The organism is Actinomycetospora termitidis, from assembly GCF_030286555.1.
Taxonomy (GTDB): Bacteria; Actinomycetota; Actinomycetes; order Mycobacteriales; family Pseudonocardiaceae; genus Actinomycetospora; species Actinomycetospora termitidis.
This window is the reverse complement of the sequence record NZ_JASVWF010000003.1, coordinates 963,029-982,266: the sequence shown is the minus strand read 5'-3', so window position 1 is coordinate 982,266 and position 19,238 is coordinate 963,029. Positions and strand designations below refer to the sequence as shown.

Below are 19,238 nucleotides of genomic sequence, written 5' to 3'. Positions count from 1 at the left end.
ACGGCCAGCGACGACCCGCTCGCGATGTCGGCCACCGCCTCGTCGGCCGAGGCCCACACCTTGTCGATCTCACTCATGCAGCAGTTCCTTTCAGAAGCTCGGCGAGGAGCGGGGTCACGACCTCGGGCCGCTGGTAGGAGGCCAGGTGCGCGGCGTCGTCGACGATCTCGAAGCGGGCCCCGGGGATGCCGTCGGCGATGGCCCGCCCGTGCTCCGGGGGCGTCGCCGGGTCCTCGGCCCCGGAGATCACCAGGGTCGGCGCGGTGATCGAGGCCAGCCGGTCGCGCGAGTCCCACGCGACGATCGCCTCGCAGCACGAGGCGTAGCCCTCGGCCGGCGTCGCGGCGATCATGTCCCGCATCCGCGTCCGCACCTCGGGATCGACGTCGTCGGTGAACCACCGCGCGACCACGCCGTCCGCGAGACCCGTGACGCCCTCGGCCCGCGCGACGCGGGCACGCTCGGCGAAGCTGTCGAGGTTGCCGAAGCGGGACGACGTGCACAGGAGTCCCAGGGCGGCGACCCGCTCGGGGGCGCGCAGGGCGATCGCCTGGCTCATCGCCCCGCCCAGCGAGACGCCGGCGAACGTCGCCCGACCGACGCCGAGGCCGTCGAGGGTCTCGAGGACGTCGTCGGCGAGCTCCTCGACGGTGTACGGGCCGTCCGGCACGGGGGAGCCGCCGTGCCCGCGGGTGTCGAGGGTGAGCACCCGGTACGTGTCCGCGAGCTCGCGACGCTGCGGGGCCCACATGTCCACGGTGGAGCCGAGCGAGCACAGCAGGACGAGCACCGGAGCGTCGGGGGGCCCGTCGTCGGTCAGGTGGAGACGCACACCGGTCACCCTCTCTCATGACCCGTGAGTAGGACACGGGCTCTTCCGATCACCGGCAGCGTCAGTCGAGCTTCGACGGATGGCGCGTGAGCGCCGTCACCTCGATCTCCATGTACGGGAACAGCGGCAGGCTGGAGAGCAGCTCGTGCAGCTCGTCGCCCGACTCGACGTCGAAGCGGCTGTAGTTCGCGTACCTCCCGACGACCCGCCACAGTTCCGGCCACTTCCCGGCGCGCTGGATCTCGTGGGCGCGGTCGCGCTCGCGGGCGCGCAGGTCGTCGGCCACGTCCTGCGGCATGTCGTGGGGCAGGCGGACGTCCATCCGGACGAGGAACTGCACGGGGGCTCCCTCAGGTGTCGGTGCGGTAGTGGGCGAGCTTGTCGGGGTCGATCGTCGCGCCGAGGCCGGGGGCCTGCCGGGCGGCGATCCGACCGTCGGTGATCACCGGCGGCTCGGCGAGGACGTCGTCGCTCATCAGCAGGAAGTTGGTGACCTCGACGGGGTGGCGGGCCAGGGCGGCCAGTCCGCAGCCCAGTGCCACCGACGCGACGGTGTTGACCATGCCGTCGATCTGGTTGCCGATCATGGCCGAGACCCCCAGGCCCTCGCAGAGCCCGACGATCTTGGCGGAGTCGGTGAACCCGGTGCGGGCGACCTTGACGCTGATCGACTCGGAGTCGCCGTCGAGCAGCGACCGCGCGACCCCGCCGAGCGTGATCGTGGACTCGTCCCCGACGACGGGGATCGGCGAGGCCCGCACGATCCGCCGCCGGCCGAGGACGTCGTCGGCCGGGTTGGGCTCCTCGAGCATCGTCACGCCGTGGTCGGCCAGGCGACGGGCGGCGACGATCGCGGTGTCGGCGTCCCAGCCGCGGTTGGCGTCGGCGTAGAGCTCGACCGCGTCGCCCAGCTCGGCGCGCAGCGCCCGCACCGCGGCCAGGTCGACGCCGAGCTCGCGGCCGACCTTGACCTTGAACGCCTCCACGCCGTGGTCGTCGCGCATCTCGACGGCGTCGGCGACCATCTCGCGCGGCGTGCCGAGCCCGATCATGTGGGCCGCCCGCACGTCGTCCGCGGCGTGCCCGAGCAGCACGTGCACCGGCTGCCCGCACGCCTGGCCGACGACGTCCCACAGCGCGGTGTCGACCGCGCCCTTGGCCGCGTTGTTCGCGACGGTGCGGTGCAGGTCGGCGCGGATGCGCTCGCGGGCGAACGGGTCGGCGCCGACGAGCACCGGCGCGAACAGGTCGCGCACGGCCGCGACGACCGAGCTCGCCGTCTCGCCGTAGGTGTACGGCCGCGGCGGGGCCTCCCCGACGCCCACGAGGCCGTCGTCGGTGGTGATGCGGACGAGGACGTGGTCGGCGGCGGTCACCGTGCCGCTGGCGAAGGCGAACGGCCGCCGGTACGGCACGGCGAGCGGGATCGCCTCGACGGAGCTGATCTTCATGACGGCGGGTCTCCAGGCTGGGGGTCGTCGGCCGTGAGCACGGCGAGGGCCTTGGCGAGGGCGGGGGACGGGTCGTCGCGGCGCCAGGCCAGGGCGACGTCGGCGGTACCCGGCGCGGGACGGCGGAGCTCGCGGTAGTGCACGCCCGCGACGGCGACGGCGAGGACGGACTCGGGCAGCAGGGCCACCCCGACGCCGGCGGCGACGAGGGCGAGCACGATCGAGGTCTGGTCGGCCTCGTGGGTGTGGCGCGGGACGAACCCGGCCGCACGGCAGGCCCGCTCGGCGGCCGCCCCGACGACCGAGCCGGGCGCGGAGTAGACGACGAAGTCGGCGTCCGCGAGGCCGGCCAGGTCGACGGGTCCGGTCTCCGGGTCGTCGTCACCCACGGCCAGCACCAGGCGCTCGCGGGCGAGCAGGTGCACGGCGAGGGTCTCGTCGCGGACCGGCGGGCGGAGCACCGCGAGGTCGATCCGGTGGTCGGCCAGGGCGGATTCCAGGGCGGGGGTGAGCATCTCGGTGCGGAAGGTCAGGGAGACGCCGGGCAGCTCGGCGGCGAGCCGCCGGACGAGCCGCGGCACGTGCCGGTAGGTGGCCAGCGCCGTCGTCCCCACCCGCAGAGCCCCCAGGTCGCCGGCGGCCACCCGGGACACCTGGTCCCGGGCGGCCGACACCGACTCGAGGATGCGGACGGCCTCCGGCAGCAGCGCCTCGCCCGCGGCGGTGAGGTCGACCCGGCGCGTGGTCCGCTCGAAGAGCGGCGTGCCGAGGTGCGACTCCAGCTGACGGATCGCCTGCGAGAGCGGCGACTGGGCGATCAGCAGCTCCTGCGCCGCCCGCCCGAAGTGCCGGGTGCGGGCGACGGTCACGAAGTAGCGGAGCTGCCGGAGGTCCACTGTGCTCCTGTCGGTCGAGCTCCGCTGCGCTACGTCTCCCTGCTCAGGCGTCGCGCTCGAGCACGAAGTCCCGGTCGGAGCGGATCTCGTCGCCGTGGCCGGTGGGCTGGGGGTCGAGGGTGAGCTCCGGCTTGTCGGCCGAGGCGACGTCGTTGCCGAGGTACGGGTCGCCGGTGAAGAACAGCTGGGTGGTCAGCGTGCGGTGGCCCGGCGCGGTGACCAGCAGGTGGATGTGCGCGGGGCGCCACGGGCTCCAGCCGGCGGCCAGGGTCATCTGACCGGTCGGGCCGTCGAGCGGGATCGTGTAGGGCGCGGGCTTGCGGGTGTGGATCTCGTAGCGGCCCTGGTCGTCGGCGGTGACGACGCCGCGCAGGTTCCCGGCCGGCGGCTTCGACGCGAAGCCGGAGTACCAGCCCTCCTCGTCGGTGTGCCAGATGTCGACCTTCGCGCCGGCCAGCGGCGTGCCGTCGGTGTCGGTGACCTGCCCGGCCAGGATCATCGGCGTGCCGGGCTCGTCGTCGCGCATCGGCAGGGTGGCCGGCGAGTCCAGCTGGGCCTGCCCGTCGAGCCAGAACGGGCCGAGGATGGTGCCGACGGACCCGTCCTGGGTCTCGGCGGCGACCTTCTCGACCTCGAACTCCAGGTAGACGTCGAGGAACAACGGCCACTCGCCGGTGTCCGAGACGCTGATCAGCCAGCGCTTGAAGGCGTCGAACTCCTCGTAGGTGACCTTGTTCTCGCGGATCGCGGCGCGGATGCCCTCGAGGGCCGCGCCGACCACGGTCGCGACGCGGGCCTCGTCGACGCTGCCGCCGCCGGTGCGGAAGGTGGCCGCGCCGGAGCGGGCGATGTCGGTGGCGTGCGAGCCGGCCGTCGCGGCGTCGGAGACGGGCTGGTCCTCGGTGGTGGTCATGCGGGTTCCTTCTCGGTGGTGGTGGACGAGTAATCGTGGACCCAGGCGTTCGCGTCGAGGTAGCCGGCGAAGCGCGCGTCGCGCGCCTTCAGGCCGTCGACGTCGTCGTCGGGGAGATGGAGGAGCGTCCCGGTCTCCCAGGCGCTGGTGGAGACGGCGCGGGTGCGGGCCCGGCGTCGTCGGGGGTAGGCCGCGAGGGCCTCGTCGGGACCGTGGGCCGCGAGCAGGCCGGCGAGGACGACGGCGTCCTCGATCGACTGGTTCGCGCCCTGCCCGTGGTGGGGCAGCATGGCGTGGCAGGCGTCGCCGATCAGCGCGACGCGGCCGCGGGTCCAGCGCGTCAGGTGGGGCTGGGAGAGCAGCGGCCAGCGCGGGCTCTGCGGCACCGCGGCGAGCATCTCGACGACGGCGGGGTGCCAGCCCTCGAAGGCGGCGAGGAGCTCGCCGTCGGGAACCTCCCGGTTGGGTCCGTCCCAGGTGTCCGGCCCGCACAGCACCGCGAAGAAGTTGACGGTGTCGTCGTCACGCTCGACGCCGCCGAGGGCGTAGTGCAGCAGGTGGGCGTGCGGGCCGGCCCAGAACTGGATGGCCGGCGGGTCGGGCAGCGACGGCAGCGCGGAGCGCGGAACGAGGCCGCGGAAGGCGCTCGTGCCGGAGTAGCGCGGCCCCTCGCCCGGGACGACGAAGTCCCGCACCACGGAGTGCACGCCATCGGCTCCGACGACGACGTCCGCGGTCACCTCGGAGCCGTCGGCGAAGCGGACGGAGCGTCCGTCGTCGCCGACGCCCACGACGGTCCGGGATAGGTGCAGGTGCTCGGCGCCGAACGCCCGGGCGAGGCCCTGCTGCAGGTCGACGCGGTGGATGCCCCAGTAGGGCGCGCCGAAGCGCTCGCGGTAGGTGGAGCCGCCGGGGTGCGCGGCGATCCTCTCTCCGGAGCGACCGTCGCGGTAGATCAGCTCGGTGGGCTGGGTGGAGACGCGGTCGAGCGCGTCGTCGACGCCGAGCCGGATCAGCTCGCGGGTGCCGTTGGCGGACAGCGCCACGGCCGCCCCGACCTCGCGGAGCTCGGCGGCGCGCTCGTAGAGGTCGACGTCGATCCCGCGGGCCCGTAGCGCGAGTCCCAGGGTCAGCCCGCCGATCCCGGCGCCGACGACGGCGACCCTCATGCGCAGGCCTTCAGGAACGCGTCCGTGAGCTCGCCGGGGCGGGTGAAGTTGGCCTCGTGGCTACCGGGCGCCTCGATCGCGGTGACGCCCAGGCGCTCCGGGAAGCGGGTCCAGCCGTACTCCCCGGGCGGGAGGGCGACGTCGTCGACGGAGAGCACGTAGGCGCTCGGCACGTCGAGGTCGAAGAACGGCTTCTGGTTCGGGGCCTCGGAGAAGGTGCCCATGGGCTGCGGGGCGAGCAGGCCGAACACCGCGCGCTGGGCGTCCTCGCTCGCGTCCTGCATGAAGGCGCCCTGCCACACCTCGAAGGGCAGCGACACCGTGTTTTGCTCCCCACTCGCGGCGGCCTGGGCGGTGAACAGCTCCGCGTAGTGCGGGGGCACCGCGTCCATGAGCGATTCGCCGTCCTGCGGGACGAAGGCGCTCCAGAAGACGTTCCGGCGCAGCCGCGGGGCGAGGCGGGGCGCGGCGCCACAGAGGACGTAGCCGCCCCAGCTGTGCCCGAGCAGCGTCACGTCCGTGAGGTCCTCGCGCTCGACGAGGTCGACGACGGCGTCGGCGCAGTCGGTGAGGGTGACCCCGCGCGGGTCGTCGCCGAGGTCGAGCCCGGGCAGCGTCGGGGTGTACACGCGGTGCCCCGCCGCCCGCAGCTTCGTGGCCACGGGGCGCCAGCTCCAGCCGCCGTGCCAGGCGCCGGTGATCAGGACGAAGGTCTCCACGGTGAACCCTTCCTCGTCGTGCAGGTCTCGCGGACCAGCGTGACACAGCTCATCCAGGAGGAGAAAGCGCAGAATTGAGCACGATTGAGATGTAAAACCTCTTGATGACGCCGCGGTTGACCCGTCGTCGGGAACGGTCCTAGCTTCACCTGAACTATCCGGTTCAGGAAAAGGGGACGCCGTGGTCCGCATCCGCACCACCCACGTCGGGAGCCTGCCGCGCCCGACCGCGCTGCTCGACCTGCTCGCCGACCCGCAGGTCGACCCGGCCGCCCGCGAGCGGGCCACGCGGGAGGCCGTGGCCGGGATCGTGGCGCAGCAGCGCGAGCACGGGATCGACGTGGTCACCGACGGCGAGATGGGCAAGCTCGGCTTCTTCAGCTACGTCACCGAGCGCCTCGGGGGCCTGGAGCGCCGGCCGGGCGCGGAGACGGTGTACAGCTTCGCGGCCGAGCAGGAGGCGTTCCCGGAGTACTACGAGCGGTACTTCGCCCAGGCGATGATGGGCGGCACCGTCGGGACGATCGAGCCGGTCGTGTGCACCGGGCCGCTGGTCTACCAGGAGGAGGAGGCCCTGCGGCGCGACCTCGACAACCTCGCCGCGGCCGTCGACCCGGGCGAGGCGTTCGTCCCGTCCATCGCGCCGAGCGGGGTGGGGGTCAACGAGTACTACGAGTCCGAGGAGGCGTACTACTTCGCCGTCGCGGACGCGCTGCACACCGAGTACCGGGCGATCGTGGACGCCGGGTTCACGCTGCAGGTCGACGACCCGTTCCTCACCGAGATCTTCAGCTTCCACGGCTACGACGAGGCGACCCGCGAACGCCGCGGGCGGATGTACGTCGAGGCGGTGAACCACGCGCTGCGCGGGATCCCGCCGGAGCGGGTCCGCTTCCACACCTGCTACTCGATCAACGAGGGCCCGCGGGTGTTCGACGTCCCGTTGGCCGACGTGATCGACCTGGTCCTCGCGGTGAACGCCCGGTACGTCTCCTTCGAGAGCGCCAACCCGCGCCACGAGCACGAGTACCACCTGTGGGAGACCGTGGCGCTGCCCGCGGACAAGGTGCTGGTGCCGGGCGTGATCACGCACGCGTCGAACATCGTCGAGCACCCGGAGCTGATCGCCGAGCGCCTGGAGCGATTCGTGCGCCTCGTCGGTCCGGAGCGGGTGATGGCGGGTGCGGACTGCGGGTTCTCCTCGCAGGCCACCTACCGCCCGGAGGTCGACCCGCGGGTGATGTGGGCGAAGTTCGACGCGATGGCCGAGGGCGCGCGGTTGGTCAGCGAGCGGCTCGCCACCCGCTGAGGGCGAGCGCGACCGCGGACGTCGGGTCGGTGGTCCGGCCCGCGAGGTGGTCGGCGTACAGGGTCCCGACGACGAGGCTGGTGGCGGCCTCGACGTCGAGGTCGGCCCGCAGCTCGCCGCGCTCGACGCCCGCCGCGAGCACGGCGGCGAACAGCGCACGGCGCGGCAGGAGCGTGGCCTCGCGCACGATGCCGAGCAGCTCACCCCCGGAGCCGCGCTCGTCGGCGAGGCAGGTGCCCAGGATGCTCATCGCGCCGACCTCGTCGTACTGCTCGCGCATGGCGGTGAGCAGGGCGACGAGGTCGGCCTCGACGTCGCCGGTCGGTTCCGGCACGTGGCCCAGCCGCAGGTGCGCCAGGGCGGCCCCGACCAGCTCGTTCTTGCTCCGCCAGCGCGTGTAGACGGTCACCTTCGACACGCCCGCGGCGCTCGCGACCCGGTCCATCGACGTCCCCGCCACACCGTGCGAGGCGAGCAGCCGGACGGTCGCGTCCAGCACGGCCGCGTCCTTCGACCGGTCCTTGCTGCGACCGCGGCGCGGGGCGGGCTCCATGAGCGGGTCAGCGTAGGAGAGATCGCATCGTGCGGCCCGGACGCCTACCGTGACGGGGACTCCGGTGACCGAGGAAGGATGCGCCCCATGGCGAGCACGGACCCGACCACGATGCGCTCGGTGCTCGGGCACTTCCCGTCGGGCGTCACGATCGTGACCGGCCTCGTCGACGGGGAGCCCGCCGGCTTCACCTGTCAGTCGTTCTCGTCGCTCTCGCTCGACCCGCCGCTGGTGCTGATCCTGCCGGGGCGCGGCTCGTCGTCGTGGCCGCGGATCGAGGGGACGGGCCGCTTCGTCGTCAACGTGCTCGCCCAGGACCAGGGCAACCTCTCCACGCAGTTCGCGAAGTCGGGCACCGACAAGTTCGCGGGCGTCGGCTGGAGCCCGGCGCCGTCCGGGGGACCGATCCTGGACGGGGCCACGGCGTGGATCGACTGCACGCTGCACGCCTCCCACGACGGTGGTGACCACCTGATCGTCGTCGGCGCGGTCCAGGACCTCGCGACCGCCGAGCTGCCGCCCCTGGTGTTCCACCGCGGCGCCTATGCGCGCACCGACGCCGCGCTCTAGCCCCGACGGCGCCGACCGGTGGTGGCCGCGGTCCTGCCCGCCCGGGTCCGCCGCGGGTACGCGCTCGGCAGCGTCGCCACCGGCACGTTCGGGACGGTGCCGGGGCTGTTGCTCCTGCCCTACCTGACGGACACGCTCGGCGTCGCGGCCGCCGTCGCCGGGCTGATCGTGTTCGTGCCCAAGGCGTGGGACGTGCTGCTGAACCCGATCGCGGGCCGGGTCAGCGACCGCAGCGTCTCCCCGCAGGGACGCCGGCGGCCGTTCCTGCTGCGGGCCGGGATCGCCCTGGCGGTGACGTTCGCCCTGATCTTCGCCGGCCCGACGGCGCCGCCCGCGCTCGCCGCGACCTGGGTGGTGGTGGCGTTCCTGCTGTGCGCGACCGCCTACGCGTTCTTCCAGGTGCCCTTCAACGCGATGCCGGCCGAGATCACGCCGGACGCCGACGAGCGGACCCGGATGATGTCGTGGCGGGTGGCGGTGATCGCGCTCGCCATCCTGCTCTCCGGCGGCACCGCGCCGCTGGTGGTCGACGCGGCCGGGCACCGCGCGATGGGCGTCTACGTCGGCCTGCTCCTGCTGGTCGGCACCCTCGGGGCCTGGGTCGCGACGCGCGGGGTCGCCGAGGACCCCACCGACGCGCCGACCGGTCCGCTGCGCGCCCAGCTCCGGGTCGCCCTCGCCGTCCCGGACTTCCGCCGGCTGCTGCTGGCGTTCGTCGCGCAGGCGCTCGGAGTGGGCACGCTGCTCGCCGGGGTGGCCTACGTGGCGCGGTACCTGCTGGCCGACCCGGCCGCGTCGTCGGTGCTGTTCGCGGCGTTCGTCGGGCCGGCACTGCTGGTCAGCCCGCTGTGGGAACGCTGGTCGCGGCGGTGGGGCAAGCGCTCCGGATACGTCGTCTCGACGGTCCTGCTGGTGGTCGGGTCCCTGGCGCTGGTCACGACGGCGGGTGAGGTCCCGGCGCTCGCGTACGTCGCGGCCGGCGTCGCCGGGATCGGCTACGCGGGGACGCAGCTGTGTCCGTTGGCGATGCTGCCCGACGTGGCGGCCGCGGCCACGCGGGCGACCGGGGTCAACCGCACCGGGGTCTTCACCGGGCTCTGGACCGCGGGCGAGACCCTCGGGCTGGCGCTCGGGCCGGGGCTCTACGGCCTCGTGCTCGCGGCGGGTGGCTACGTCGCCTCCACCGGAGGGACCGCCCAGTCGCCGTCCGCGCTGCTCGCGATCGCGCTGGGGTTCTCGGTGGTGCCCGCGGTGCTCGTCGCGGTGAGCCTGATCCCGATCCGTCGTTACGGGGGTTCCCATGGCTGACGTCCTGGCCGAGCTGGAGGCCCTGCGGGCCCACGACCTGCCCACCCACGGCGGGCGGACACTCGCGTACGTCTACGACTCCGGGCTCGCGGAGGCGGACGCGGTGGGGCGGGCGGCCCTGGCGTCGTTCGGGGCCACCAACGGCCTCGACCCGACTGCCTTCCCCAGCCTCGCCGCGATGGAGCGGGACCTGGTCGCGCTGGCGCGGCCGCTGTTCCACGCACCGGACACGGCCGTCGGCACCGTGACCTCCGGCGGCACGGAGTCGATCCTGCTGGCCGTGCAGACCGCGCGGGACGCGGCCGGGGTGCACCGGCCGGCGATGGTCGTCCCGACGACGGCGCACGGTGCGTTCCACAAGGCCGCGCACTACTTCGGGGTGGAGCTGGTCGCGGTCGACGTCGACCTGGCGACGATGCGGGCGGTGCCCGACGCGATGGCGGTGGCGATGGACGCCGTGGCCGACCGGCTGGTGCTGGTGGCGGTCTCGGCGCCGTCGTACGCGCACGGGGTGGTCGACCCGGTCGCGGCGGTGGCCGCTCTCGCCGCCGACCGTGGGGTCCGCTGCCACGTCGACGCCTGCATCGGCGGCTGGGTGCTGCCGTGGAGTGCGTACCCGGAGCCGTGGGACCTCGCCGTCGCGGGCGTCACCAGCCTGTCGGCGGACCTGCACAAGTACGCCTACACACCGAAGGGCGTCTCACTGCTGCTGCACCGGGACCCGGCGCTGCGCCGACCGCAGTTCTTCGCGAGCGCCGACTGGCCGGGCTACACGATGCTCAACGCGACGATGCAGTCCACGCGCTCGGGCGGTCCGCTCGCGGCCGCGTGGGCGGTCACGCGGCACATCGGGGTGGAGGGCTACCGGGAGCTGGTGGCGACGACGCTCGCGACGACGGCCGCCGTCGCCGACCTGGTCCGGGGCACCGAGCACGTGCGCCTGGCCGCCGAGCCGGACGCGTCGCTGCTCGCCGTGGCCACCGACGGGGCGCTGGACGTGTTCACGCTCGCCGACGAGCTGTCCGGTCGGGGGTGGTTCGTGCAGCCCCAGATGGCGTTCCGCGACCTTCCCGCCACGCTGCACCTCACGATCTCCGCCGCGACCGCGGACGGGCTCGACGACCTCGTCGTGGCGCTGCGCGACTCGGTCGCTGCAGCGGTCGCGGCCGGGCCGGTGGTGGTGGCGCCCGAGCTGCGTGCGGCGGCGGCGGCCCTGGACCCGGCGACGCTCGACGACGCCGCGTTCGACGGGCTCCTCGCGCTCGCCGGGCTGGAGGGAGCCGCCGTCCCCGATCGCATGGCGCCGGTCAACGCCCTGCTCGACGCCGCGCCGCCGCGGTTGCGGGAGGCGCTGCTGATCGCGTTCCTCGACCGGCTCACCCGGTGACCGTGCTTGACGTCCTCGTCGAGGAGGACTCGGATCCTCCCACCATGGCCGTCCGTCTCGACCACTTCGCCCTCGCCGCGCACGACGCCCAGGCGTCCGCGCGTTTCCTCGCCGACGTCCTCGACCTGCCGGACCCACGCCCGGCGGGACCGTTCATCGCCGTCGACGTCGACGACACACTGACCATCGACTACGCCGTGCCGCCGTTCGAGTTCCCCGGCCAGCACGTCGCGTTCCACCTGTCCGACGACGAGTTCGACGCCGTCCGGGCCCGGCTCGAGGAGCGTGGGGTCGTCTACTTCTCCGGCCCCGGGTCCCGCGAGCCGAACCGCATCAACCACGAGAACGGCGGGCGCGGCCTGTACTTCGACGACCCGGGCGGCCACCACTTCGAGGTGATCACCCGCCGCTACGAGGGCAGCCCCGGGCGCTAGACCTTCCGCAGCCGGATCGGCCCCTTCGCGGTGGAGGGGTCGACGACGTGGCCCTGCTGCGTGATCTCGATCGTCCCGGCGTCGACGAGGCGGCGTGCGGCGCGGCGGGCGGGCTCCATGAGGTCGCGCCAGCCGTCGCCGCCGACCTGCTTCGCCGCCTCGGACGGGCAGATCGTCTTCCCGGCCGCGCGCTGGTCGAGCAGCTCGACGATCGTCGTCTCCAGCGAACGGTCGGTGTCGTCCGGCTTGTGCCGACGGCAGGCGTCGGAGCAGTAGCGCACGTTCTCCCAGTCGCGGGCCCACTTCTTCCGCCACTCGATGCGGCGGCCGCAGGTGGCGCAGGTCTTCTCCTCCACGGTCCCGGTGTACCCGCTCTGCCACCTGGTCGTGGGTGGCTCTGCCGCCCCGACCCGACGTCGGGAAGGGTCGGGATCGTGCACCGCTTCACCCAGGTCGACGTGTTCACGGACGAACTCTTCGCCGGCAACCCGGTCGCCGTCGTCCACGACGCCGACGACCTGAGCGACGCGCAGATGGCCGCGATCGCCTCGTGGACGAACCTGTCGGAGACGACGTTCCTGCTGCGCCCGACGACCTCCGCCGCGGACTACCGGCTGCGCATCTTCACGCCGCGCCGCGAGCTGCCCTTCGCCGGCCACCCCACGCTCGGCTCCGCCCGGGCCTGGTCGGAGGCGGGAGGGATTCCCGACGACGGGGCGGGCCCGGTCCAGGAGTGCGGCGCGGGCCTGGTGCGGGTGCGCGGGGGAGAGCGGCCGGCGTTCGAGGCGCCGCCGCTGGTGCGCTCCGGCCCGGTCGACCCCGCGGACCTCGAGGCGTTGAGGTCAGGGCTGGGGGTGGACGACGTCGTCGACGCGGCGTGGGTCGACAACGGCCCGGGCTGGGTGGCCGTGCTGCTCCCGGACGCCGCCACGGTGCTCGGCCTCACGCCGGATCTGCGGGCGCTGGCGGTCGGGGGATACAACGTCGGCGTCGTCGGGCCACACCCGAGCGGGTCCGAGGCCGCGTTCGAGGTGCGGGCCTTCGTCCCGGCCGTCGGCGTCGGTGAGGACCCGGTGACCGGCTCGCTGAACGCCGGGCTCGGGCAGTGGCTCGTGTCTGTCGGGCACGCGCCGTCGTCCTACGTGGCGGCGCAGGGGACCGCCCTCGGACGGCGGGGGCGGGTGCATGTCGAGCACGTCGACGGGCGGGTGTGGGTCGGCGGCGACACCGTGGTCGGCGTGACGGGCACGCTGGCCGTCTGATCCGCTGCGGCTAGAAGGGCGGCCCGTCGTCGAGGTCGGTCGTCTCGGTTCGTCGTTGTTGGGCGCGTCGCCAGAGGTGGCTCTGGGTGTCGCGGGAGGCGTCGGTGATCAGACCGTGCCGGTTGGGTCGGGGTGTGCCCGGCAGGATGGGGCGGGGTTGCCAGTCGTCGTGGTGGCGGATCCAGGTGCGCGGGACGGGGTCGGGTAGCGGGCGGTAGGGCTCGGGTTCACGGACGTGGACCCGCCCGGTGGGGGAGGTCCACTCGAAACGCCCGGGGTGGGTCTGGTGCACGGTCCAGCCGGCGTCGTCGTCGTGTTTGTCGAGGTGGTCGGCCTGGCACAGGGCACCGAGGTCGTCGGCGACGGTCTGGCCGCCGTCGGTGACGGCCAGGGTGTGGTCGGCGTGGCATCGGGTGGCGTCCACGGTGCAGCCCGGCGCGCGGCAGGTGCGGTCGCGGGCGGTGACCCAGTCCCGTAGCCGGGTGGAGGGGAACCGGTTCCCGGCTTCAGCGGTGCTCACGGCGGGGTGCTCTTCGGGTGGGCGGGCGCGTTCGCGGGCGAGGGCGCGGGCGGCGCGGCGCAGGAACCCGAGAGCGTCACCGGGCACGGTCGGCAGGTCGTGCGGGATCGGGCCGAGGGCGCGCAGGTCGGTGAGGGGCAGTTGGTCGGTGCCGAAGGCGGCGGTGAGGAGGTCGAGGTCGCGGGTGTGGGCGGTGATCTCGATGATCTGGGCGTGGCGGCGCCCGCCGACCGGGGGTGGCCCGGTGGCCGGGGGTCGGACCGAGAGGACGTACTCGAGTCGGCCGAGGTGGTCGTAGAGGGCGATCCGCCAGCGTTGGTGTCGGCGGGCCCAGGCCATCGCGACGGCTTCGGGGTTGGCGATCGGGCCGTGGCCGGGCAGCTCGCCCGGGCGGCGGTCCAACCCGAGGACGGTGCGTAGCTCCAGGCGCAGCACCGTGCGCGCCCGGAACGTGACCACCGGTGCCTCGCTACCAGCGCCGCGCGCCGGCTCCGCGGGATCGCTGTCCTCGGGATCGCTGTCCTCGGGATCGCTGTCCTCGGGATCGCTGTCCTCGGGACTGATGTCCGGCGCGCCATCGTCGCGACCGTCAGCCGGGCCGCTGGCGTCGGGTCCGCTGTCCTCGGGTCCGCTGTCGTCGGGTCCGGTGTCGTCGGGTCCGCTGTCGTCGGGGCCGGTGTCGCCAGGGTCGCCGTCATCACCGTCGTTGTCGGTGGCGGTGGGGCCGCCGAAGGTGGTGGTGACGTGGTCGACGACGTCGAGGTCGTACATCCCGGCCCCGGCCGGACCGGTCAGGGTCAGCATCACCTCGCACTCCACCTCCCCGACCGACACCCGAATCCCCGCGCGCGCCAGACGGCGCCGGGCCGCGGCCGCGAGCGCGACGATCCGGTCGTGGGCGTCCTGGGCCGGGTCCTCGGGCAGATCCAGCCCACACAACTCCGCCGCCCCCGACGGCGCCGAACGCAACGTCACCCGCCGCCGCGCCACCGCCGCCGCGCGGCGTCGCTCCCACCAGTCCGGGTCCACCGCCGCCGCCACCCGCGCCACCCGCTGACGCAACGCCGTGTAGGGCAGCGCCGCTGCGGCGTCGATGACCTGGTCGACGACCTCCCGGGCCTGGGCGTCGTCGAGATCGGCGACCAGATCGACGATCACCGCCGCTTTGCGTTCCTCCAGCCGCCCCGCGGCCATCTCCGCCCCGAGCCGCGGCAGCCGCTCCACGACCTGGCGGGCGAACTCGATCCGCGAGGCCGCGTAGCTCTCCGACCACCCCAGCGACTGCGCCACGACCTTCCCCGCCCGACGACGGGTCACCACCCGCTCGAGGGTGCCGGCCTTCGCCCGCGAGCACTCCAGCACGTAGCGGGACAGCTGCCAGGCCGCGGTGTTCACCGCCGCGAAGCACGCGCTCATCCCCGCATCCACCGCCTCACCCGGCAGCTCGGCGGGGTCGACAGCACGCAGCAGCGTCTCGGCTCCCACCCGGGGCTCGGAGTCCACTGCCGTGCTCATGATTCGAACACTAGAGCGAACCCCCGACAGTCACGGCCGGGAAAGCCCAGGTCGGCGCTCACCAGAAGATCACGGAACGGTCACGATCTCAGGCCTCGAGCACGTGGACCACCACGTCCCGTACGGAGCCGTCCCGGAGCACTCGTGCCGGTTCCTCGCGGTCCGCCCGGAACCCGACACGACGTGCCACGCCGGTCGACGCCTCGTTCGCGCGCTCGATCACCAGTTCCAGACGCCGGCACTCCCGCTCGGCGAACGTCCACGCCGCGAGCGTCGCCAACCCGTCGGCCGTCCAGCCCCGCCCCCGGGCCTCCGCCGCGGTCCAGTAGCCGATCTCGCCGACGCCGTCCCGCACGTGCAGCAGCGCCATGCTCCCCGCGACGCGCCCCGGCGCCTCCAGCCCCTCGAGGCAGAACGACGCCCCGCCCTCGCCCTCGACGTCGTGCACGTGGTGCGCCAGGAACCAGTCCGCGTCCTCCCGTCGGTAGGGGGAGGGCACCGTCGTGAAGCGCTGCACGTCGGCGTCCTGGCAGGCGCGGAAGATGGCCTCGGCGTCGTCGTCGCGCCAGGCGCGGAGGCGGGTCAGCAGCCCCAGCAACGTCGTCATGACCCCATCATCGGTGATCTCCCCGGGCCGCCCGGGCGCCTGATCGGCGACGCTCCTAGGCTCGGCGGCGTGAAGTTCCCGATCCTGCGCCGAGTGCTGCGTGGGCTCGTCGGGCTCCCGCGGCCGGTGAAGCGCGCGATCGCCGGACGCCGCGTCGAGCTCGACGGCCAGGTCCTCGATCTCGACGTCCAGATGGTCATCAAGCTGATCTCGCTGGCCGCGAACCCCGGCGAGGAGCCACCGATCTCCGACCAGCGCCGGCTCACCGACGAGGCGGCGACCGGCCTCGCCGAGGTCACCCGCAGCGTCGTCAGCCGCTCGCTCACGATCCCGGTGCCGGTGGGCCCGTCGCGGGACGCGCCCGGGACGCTCGACGCCCGGTTGTACGAGCCGGTCGACGTCTCCGGGTCGACGGCGGGCCTGCTCGTCTTCTTCCACGGCGGCGGCTTCGCGCTCGGCAGCATCGTCTCCGGCGACCCGCTGTGCCGCGCGCTCGCGCAGCAGGCCGGCGCCCGCGTCCTGTCCGTCGAGTACCGGCTGGCGCCGGAGCACCCGTTCCCCGCCGGCCTCGCGGACGCCGTCGCGGCGCTGCGGTACGTGCTGGACCACCGCGCGGAGCTCCGGGCCGGCGCCGTCGCGGTCGGCGGCGACTCCGCGGGCGCCAACCTCGCCCTGACGGCGGCCCACCAGCTCGCCCGTCGTGGCGAGACGACCGCCGAGTTCGTCCTCGCGCTCTATCCCGTCACGGACGCCGGGCGCTCGGGCGGCTCGCGGGAGCTGTTCGCCGACGGCTTCGGCCTGCGCACCCAGGACGTCGAGTGGTTCGAGGGTCTCTACCTGCCCGAGGGGCTCGACCCGATCCGGCCGACCGCGCTGCTCGACGCCGACGACCTCGACGTCATGCCGCCTGCGTACGTCGCCACCGCCGGATTCGACCCGCTGCGCGACGAGGGCGAGGAGCTGGTGTCGGCGCTGCGACGGGTCGGGGTCCCGGTCGTCGCGCGCCGCTTCCCCGGCCTCGTCCACGGCTACGCCGGGTTCGCCGGGCTCATCCCCGCCGCGCGGGACGCGGTGCTCGACGCGGCGTCGGCCCTGCGCGCGGGGATCGCCCTGACCGGCCCGCGGTCGTCCTCCCAGGCCATGGCCCTCGACACCCCGGGCGTGGAGGGCCACGGCGCGGGTATCAACTGACCATGGCCGGACCCGTGAAGGAATCCATCTCCATCGCCGCCCCGGTGTCGACGGTCGTCGACGTCGTCGCCGACCTGGAGAACACCGACCGCTGGGCCAACGAGGCCAAGGAGGCGAAGGTCGTCGCCCGCGGCGACGACGGACGGCCGTCGCGGATCGAGGTGACGCTCGGCGCCATCGGGTTCACCACCACCGCGGTGTACGACGTCGCCTACACCGACGCGTCGGTGACGCTGACCTGCACGAAGGACGGCGGGAAGCTGATCGGCGAGAGCACCATCGCCTACGAGGCGGCGGAGTCCGGCACCGGGACGGAGCTGACGATGACCTCCACGATGGAGGTCACCGTCCCGGTGCCGAACTGGGGCCTGGAGCGGGCGATGCACCGCTCCGCCCGCAAGAACCTGGCCTCGGTGAAGGCGGACGCCGAGTCGCGTTGAGGACCTGGTCGAGGACTCAGCGGCGCAGGCCGCCCATCGCCGCCTCCGGGTAGCGCTGGCCGGTCGCGACGCCGAGCGGTGCGGCCTCGTCGATCGCGGCGAGCTCGTCGTCGGTCAGCGTGACGTCGAGGGCGCGCACGTTCTCCTCCAGGTAGCGACGACGCTTCGTGCCCGGGATCGGCACGACCCCGGGCGGGATCTGCTTCGCGAGCACCCAGGCCAGCGCGAGCACCGTCGTCGGGACCCCCTTCGCGGACGCGATCTCCTCCACCTGCTCCAGGACCCGCAGGTTGGCCTGCAGGGCCTCGCCGGAGAAGCGCGGGGCGTTCCGGCGCCAGTCGCCCTCGGGGAGGTCGTCGGTCGACCGGATGTCCCCGGACAGGAAACCGCGGCCCAACGGGCTGTAGGGCACGAAGCCGATGCCGAGCTCGCGGCAGACGTCGAGCACGCCGTCGTCCTCGACCTCGCGGGTGAAGAGGGAGTACTCGGTCTGCACGGCGCTCACCGGTGCCGTGGCGTGCGCCCGCCGGATGGTCTCGGGCGCGGCCTCCGAGATGCCGAGGTGGCGGACCTTGCCCGCCTCGACGAGCTCGCCGAGCGCACCCCAGGTCTCCTCGATCGGCACCGAGGGGTCGACCCGGTGCTGGTAGTAGAGGTCGACGTGGTCGGTGCCCAGGCGCGCGAGCGAGCCGTCGATCTGGCCGCGCAGGTACTCCGGCCGCCCGTTGACGCGGCCGGTGCCCTTCCCGTCCGGCCCGATCTCGTTGCCGAACTTCGTCGCGATCTCCACCTGGTCGCGGTGGGCGCCGAGGACGCTGCCGAGCAGCTGTTCGTTGGTGTGCGGGCCGTACATGTCGGCGGTGTCGAAGAAGGTGATGCCGAGTTCGAGGGCACGCCGCAGGGTCGCGCGGGACTCGTCGTCGTCCTGGCCGCCGTAGGCGAACGTCATGCCCATGCACCCGAGCCCGAGGGCGGACACGGACAGGCCCTGCGATCCGAGGGTTCGTCGTTCCATGGTCACGGAGTGCCCGGGTGGGGCCCGGACCGATCCCCACTACGGCATTCCGCGCCGAGCACTACGGCTTTCCGGTCCTCGGTCCCGACGACGGGCCTACGGTGCTCGCGTGGTCCGTGCCCTGGTGGTGGCGATCGTCCTGTTCCTGGCCGGCGCCTGCAGTGTCACCGCCCCGTTCCGGGACGCATCCCCGACGTCGCGCGCGGCGCCGGCCGCGGGCCGCCCGGGCGCCCTGTTCGCCGGACCGCAGCCGTGGACCCAGGACGTGTCCCGCACCCCGGCCTCGGACCGCTCGCCAGCGATCCTCGCCGCGCTCGACGCGGCCGGCGGCTGGGGCAACGGCAACGTCCTGCAGATCGACACCGCGATGCCGGTGCTCACCGCCGACGGCTCGACCCGGCGCCTCACGGTGGGCCCGAGCGCCGACTACTGCTTCGGCGGCCCCGACTGCGACCCGGTCCCGGCCGAGATGCCCGTTCCCGACGGTGCCGTGATCGAGGGCTCCTCCGACCTCACCTGCGATGCGGCGAACGAGGACTGTCACCTGCTCGTCGCGGACACCGCCGGACGCCGGCTCTACGAGCTCTACCAGGCCACGGGCAGCGCCGACGGGCTCACGGCGGGCGGGATGTTCGTGTGGGACCTCGACCGCACCTACTCCGACGAGCTGCGCGGACCCCAGTGCACGAGCGCCGACGCGGCCGGCTTCCCGATCGCCGCGCTCACGCCGACCGCGGACGAGGTCGCCGGCGGGCGCATCGACCACGCGCTGCGCTTCGTGCTGCCGAACGACCGGATGAAGGCGGGCGTGTACGTCCCGCCCGCCACGCACGCCGGCGGCCCGGAGAACCCGGGTCCGGACGCCCCGCCGTACGGGATGCACCTGCGCCTGAAGCCGACCTTCGACGCCGCGTCGTTCACCGGGCCGCAGCGCGTGGTGCTGACGGCCCTGCAGACCTACGGCATGTACCTCTCCGACGGCGGGGAGATCGCCCTGACCTTCGCCGACGACCGGTTCTCGACGGCGAAGTGGGCCGATCTCGGCATCGAGGCCCGGACCTTCGGCGGACTCTCGGTCGACGACTTCGAGGTGATCGACCACGGCGCCGAGGTACCGGTCACCTACGAGTGCGCCCGGAACTGACCG

Annotated in this window: 21 protein-coding genes; 9 read left to right on the top strand and 12 right to left on the bottom strand. The window is 73.9% G+C overall.

All coding sequences use genetic code 11. The features are described from left to right. Positions 1-73: 73 nt before the first annotated feature. The 7 genes from pcaD to QRT03_RS18175 form a co-directional block, all read right to left on the bottom strand. On the bottom strand, positions 74-832 hold the full coding sequence (gene pcaD, locus QRT03_RS18205) for a 3-oxoadipate enol-lactonase (RefSeq protein ID WP_286054357.1): 759 nt from the start codon (positions 830-832) through the stop codon (positions 74-76). A gap of 61 nt (positions 833-893) precedes the next feature. Next, positions 894-1,172 carry a muconolactone Delta-isomerase gene (gene catC, locus QRT03_RS18200; protein WP_286054356.1) on the bottom strand — a complete coding sequence of 93 codons (279 nt, stop codon included), beginning with the start codon at positions 1,170-1,172 and terminating at the stop codon, positions 894-896. A 10-nt stretch (positions 1,173-1,182) separates the two neighbouring features. Next, positions 1,183-2,283: a mandelate racemase/muconate lactonizing enzyme family protein gene (locus tag QRT03_RS18195; protein WP_286054355.1), complete on the bottom strand. Its 1,101-nt coding sequence runs from the start codon at positions 2,281-2,283 to the stop codon at positions 1,183-1,185. After that, positions 2,280-3,179 carry a LysR family transcriptional regulator gene (locus QRT03_RS18190; RefSeq protein ID WP_286054353.1) on the bottom strand — a complete coding sequence of 300 codons (900 nt, stop codon included), beginning with the start codon at positions 3,177-3,179 and terminating at the stop codon, positions 2,280-2,282. Before QRT03_RS18190 ends, QRT03_RS18195 begins: the two co-directional genes overlap by 4 nt. A 43-nt stretch (positions 3,180-3,222) precedes the next feature. Continuing rightward, complete coding sequence (locus tag QRT03_RS18185) at positions 3,223-4,092, bottom strand: dioxygenase family protein (protein WP_286054351.1); 870 nt, start codon at positions 4,090-4,092, stop codon at positions 3,223-3,225. Continuing rightward, the gene (locus tag QRT03_RS18180; protein WP_286054350.1) at positions 4,089-5,261 is read right to left on the bottom strand and encodes an FAD-dependent monooxygenase; all 1,173 of its coding nucleotides are present in this window, start codon (positions 5,259-5,261) and stop codon (positions 4,089-4,091) included. Before QRT03_RS18180 ends, QRT03_RS18185 begins: the two co-directional genes overlap by 4 nt. Beyond that, positions 5,258-5,980, bottom strand: a complete 723-nt coding sequence (locus tag QRT03_RS18175) for an alpha/beta fold hydrolase (protein WP_286054349.1) — start codon at positions 5,978-5,980, stop codon at positions 5,258-5,260. Before QRT03_RS18175 ends, QRT03_RS18180 begins: the two co-directional genes overlap by 4 nt. A 181-nt stretch (positions 5,981-6,161) precedes the next feature. Here QRT03_RS18175 and QRT03_RS18170 point away from each other — a divergent pair, with 181 nt between their 5' ends. Next, positions 6,162-7,289: a cobalamin-independent methionine synthase II family protein gene (locus QRT03_RS18170; RefSeq protein ID WP_286054348.1), complete on the top strand. Its 1,128-nt coding sequence runs from the start codon at positions 6,162-6,164 to the stop codon at positions 7,287-7,289. On the opposite strand, the gene QRT03_RS18165 is transcribed toward QRT03_RS18170, so the two are convergent. Next, positions 7,264-7,842 carry a TetR/AcrR family transcriptional regulator gene (locus tag QRT03_RS18165; protein ID WP_286054347.1) on the bottom strand — a complete coding sequence of 193 codons (579 nt, stop codon included), beginning with the start codon at positions 7,840-7,842 and terminating at the stop codon, positions 7,264-7,266. The two genes, QRT03_RS18170 and QRT03_RS18165, sit on opposite strands and share 26 nt — an antisense overlap. A gap of 87 nt (positions 7,843-7,929) precedes the next feature. On the opposite strand from QRT03_RS18165, the gene QRT03_RS18160 reads away from it, so the two are divergent. Genes QRT03_RS18160 through QRT03_RS18145 form a run of 4 tightly spaced genes read left to right on the top strand, consistent with a single transcriptional unit; the run spans position 7,930 to position 11,541 of the window. Continuing rightward, positions 7,930-8,412 carry a flavin reductase family protein gene (locus tag QRT03_RS18160; protein ID WP_286054346.1) on the top strand — a complete coding sequence of 161 codons (483 nt, stop codon included), beginning with the start codon at positions 7,930-7,932 and terminating at the stop codon, positions 8,410-8,412. An 18-nt stretch (positions 8,413-8,430) separates the two neighbouring features. Continuing rightward, complete coding sequence (locus QRT03_RS18155) at positions 8,431-9,720, top strand: MFS transporter (protein WP_286054345.1); 1,290 nt, start codon at positions 8,431-8,433, stop codon at positions 9,718-9,720. Next, positions 9,713-11,107 carry a pyridoxal phosphate-dependent decarboxylase family protein gene (locus QRT03_RS18150; RefSeq protein ID WP_286054344.1) on the top strand — a complete coding sequence of 465 codons (1,395 nt, stop codon included), beginning with the start codon at positions 9,713-9,715 and terminating at the stop codon, positions 11,105-11,107. Before QRT03_RS18155 ends, QRT03_RS18150 begins: the two co-directional genes overlap by 8 nt. 44 nt (positions 11,108-11,151) lie before the next feature. Beyond that, positions 11,152-11,541, top strand: coding sequence for a VOC family protein (locus tag QRT03_RS18145; RefSeq protein WP_286054343.1), 390 nt, complete (start codon positions 11,152-11,154; stop codon positions 11,539-11,541). Here the strand turns inward: QRT03_RS18145 and QRT03_RS18140 are convergent. Further along, positions 11,538-11,897: a DUF2256 and DUF3253 domain-containing protein gene (locus QRT03_RS18140; RefSeq protein WP_286054342.1), complete on the bottom strand. Its 360-nt coding sequence runs from the start codon at positions 11,895-11,897 to the stop codon at positions 11,538-11,540. The two genes, QRT03_RS18145 and QRT03_RS18140, sit on opposite strands and share 4 nt — an antisense overlap. A 78-nt stretch (positions 11,898-11,975) precedes the next feature. Here QRT03_RS18140 and QRT03_RS18135 point away from each other — a divergent pair, with 78 nt between their 5' ends. Beyond that, the gene (locus QRT03_RS18135; protein WP_286054341.1) at positions 11,976-12,803 is read left to right on the top strand and encodes a PhzF family phenazine biosynthesis protein; all 828 of its coding nucleotides are present in this window, start codon (positions 11,976-11,978) and stop codon (positions 12,801-12,803) included. Positions 12,804-12,813: 10 nt separating this feature from the next. Here QRT03_RS18135 and QRT03_RS18130 read toward each other — a convergent pair whose 3' ends face one another. Further along, positions 12,814-14,838 carry an HNH endonuclease signature motif containing protein gene (locus tag QRT03_RS18130; RefSeq protein WP_286054340.1) on the bottom strand — a complete coding sequence of 675 codons (2,025 nt, stop codon included), beginning with the start codon at positions 14,836-14,838 and terminating at the stop codon, positions 12,814-12,816. An 88-nt stretch (positions 14,839-14,926) separates the two neighbouring features. Then, on the bottom strand, positions 14,927-15,445 hold the full coding sequence (locus tag QRT03_RS18125) for a GNAT family N-acetyltransferase (protein WP_286054339.1): 519 nt from the start codon (positions 15,443-15,445) through the stop codon (positions 14,927-14,929). Positions 15,446-15,514: 69 nt separating this feature from the next. Between QRT03_RS18125 and QRT03_RS18120 the strand changes: the two genes are divergently transcribed. Beyond that, a complete protein-coding gene (locus tag QRT03_RS18120; RefSeq protein WP_286054338.1) occupies positions 15,515-16,636 on the top strand; it encodes an alpha/beta hydrolase in 1,122 nt (373 codons plus the stop codon). A gap of 2 nt (positions 16,637-16,638) precedes the next feature. After that, positions 16,639-17,076 carry an SRPBCC family protein gene (locus QRT03_RS18115; protein WP_286054337.1) on the top strand — a complete coding sequence of 146 codons (438 nt, stop codon included), beginning with the start codon at positions 16,639-16,641 and terminating at the stop codon, positions 17,074-17,076. A 16-nt stretch (positions 17,077-17,092) separates the two neighbouring features. Here QRT03_RS18115 and QRT03_RS18110 read toward each other — a convergent pair whose 3' ends face one another. After that, complete coding sequence (locus QRT03_RS18110; protein ID WP_286054336.1) at positions 17,093-18,091, bottom strand: aldo/keto reductase; 999 nt, start codon at positions 18,089-18,091, stop codon at positions 17,093-17,095. 109 nt (positions 18,092-18,200) lie between these two features. On the opposite strand from QRT03_RS18110, the gene QRT03_RS18105 reads away from it, so the two are divergent. After that, complete coding sequence (locus tag QRT03_RS18105; RefSeq protein WP_286054335.1) at positions 18,201-19,235, top strand: hypothetical protein; 1,035 nt, start codon at positions 18,201-18,203, stop codon at positions 19,233-19,235. Positions 19,236-19,238 lie beyond the last annotated feature (3 nt).